2 protein-coding genes are annotated in these 1,647 nt (G+C 65.8%); both read left to right on the top strand.

Features of this window, described 5'->3' with window-relative positions; all coding sequences use genetic code 11:
• Nucleotides 1-407: 407 nt before the first annotated feature.
• Nucleotides 408-662 carry a hypothetical protein gene (locus GZ997_RS06950; protein ID WP_161924114.1) on the top strand — a complete coding sequence of 85 codons (255 nt, stop codon included), beginning with the start codon at nucleotides 408-410 and terminating at the stop codon, nucleotides 660-662.
• Nucleotides 659-1,636: an SRPBCC family protein gene (locus tag GZ997_RS06945; RefSeq protein WP_162679376.1), complete on the top strand. Its 978-nt coding sequence runs from the start codon at nucleotides 659-661 to the stop codon at nucleotides 1,634-1,636. The genes GZ997_RS06950 and GZ997_RS06945 overlap by 4 nt, the downstream gene beginning before the upstream one ends.
• Nucleotides 1,637-1,647: the final 11 nt, after the last annotated feature.

Genomic DNA, 1,647 nt, shown 5'->3' with positions numbered 1-1,647 from the left:
CGTGTTCCACGACCCCGGGGTGGTCGTGGAACACGCACCAAGGTCGTGGAACGTGGCCCGAGGTCGTGGAACGCACAGGGGCGGGTCAGGGGCGGGTCAGCGGTTCGGGGGCTGGCACAGCGCGCTCCTCGCGCACGGCCCCCAGCACGAGCCGATGACCCGGGTTGGTCACGGCACCACCAGGAGGTTCCAGCCCCCAGCGGGGCGCTGGGGCCGTCACGAGTCGCCGAACACGTTCTGCCTACGCCGCTAGCTTGCCCAGCTGCTACAAGATCCCGGCAATGCTGGGCACCCCTGCGTCCCAGAACCGTAGATGCAACACGGGCGAGAACCCGCAGGCACAAGCTAAGCAACTTTGATTGACGAATCGGCGTCTGTCAACGTAGGTTGCTCACATGGGTTCAGCAATGACACCATCGCCCGACCAAGTGGCCGCGGCAGCAGCCGATACGACCAAGCCGGTTACGGGTTTACGCGCCGTGGCCGCCTTGCGCAGGCTCACCGAGACTCTGGAGCTCGCACAGGTTGAGGCTGCTCTGCGCGCCGGCATGAGCTGGACGGAAATCGCAAGCAACCTCGGCGTCACCCGCCAGGCCGTCCACAAGAAGTACGCAAAGCGAGTCGCACCCGGGCTGGCACCCATCAGGAGGAGCAACCGATGACGAAACCGCGGCCTACCCATCTGTGGTCCTGGATTAGTTGCGCCCGCCATGAGGCCGGGCGTTTACAGCACCCTGAGATCGACATCGACCACCTGCTGCTGGGGCTGCTAGCCCAGGGCGGTGAGGCGGCAGCGCTGCTCGGCGCACACGGAGTCACCCTGGCGAACGCCCGACGCGCCATGCACGAAGTTGCCGCGGCGGACCTGGCTGCCCTCGGCATAGACGCAGCCGCTATACCGGCTTCGCTGCAGTCACCGGGCCAGGAGGCGCAGAGGCTGGCTGACAGTGGCGATATTCCCCTGTCCGGACAAGCTCAGCAGTTCGCCCATGATCGTCGCAATGATTTCAGTACTTCCCTGTCCGCCCTGAAGAGCCTTCTGGGTCTGGACGGCGGAGCGCCGATGCGCATACTCGCTCACCTCGACGTGAATACTGAGCGGCTGCGCGCCGATCTGGACACGCACGAGGAGGTCACCTGTGGCACTCCCGGCGTCGCGAAAGTCGACCACGACCTGTTGCCGGAGACGCCGTCCGCAGCCCTGCGCCTGAGCCGATTCATCTCTGCGCCACCAGAGCAGGTGCATGCGGTGCTGGCCGATCCGGGGATGCTCACCGGATGGGCCGTATTGCCAGCAGAGGTGTGCGAACGGTATCCGGATGGGATAGTCAGTCAGCACCGCTCGCGCAACCGGCGCCGCCAACTGAATTTGCGCTGGAGACACTTAGAACTAGGCACCGACACGGTGTGCTGGGTGAAGACCATCCTCACCGGACCGTATGACGGCCAGACCCACTCCTATGACGGCTTTGTCCTGCGACCGGCACCCGGCGGCTGCGAGCTGACCTTCACGCGCGCATACCGGGTCTGGCGCCTGTCCGGTCGCCTACTGCACCCGGCGATCCGGCGGCTGACACGCATAGGCATGGTGAACACCTTGGGCGCCATCGCCAGGACGGTCGCCGGCTCTCGATGAAGCTCGGCCGA

This window comes from Actinomyces sp. 565, assembly GCF_010365615.1.
Classification (GTDB): Bacteria; Actinomycetota; Actinomycetes; order Actinomycetales; family Actinomycetaceae; genus Actinomyces.
The sequence above is the reverse complement of the archived record's forward strand: the minus strand, read 5'-3'. Positions and strand labels throughout refer to the sequence as shown.

Excerpts from the sequence above, each read along its gene's own strand:
- GZ997_RS06950 (WP_161924114.1), top strand. The coding sequence starts at position 408 with ATGACACCATCGCCCGACCAAGTGGCCGCGGCAGCAGCCGATACGACC.
- GZ997_RS06945 (WP_162679376.1), top strand. The coding sequence starts at position 659 with ATGACGAAACCGCGGCCTACCCATCTGTGGTCCTGGATTAGTTGCGCC.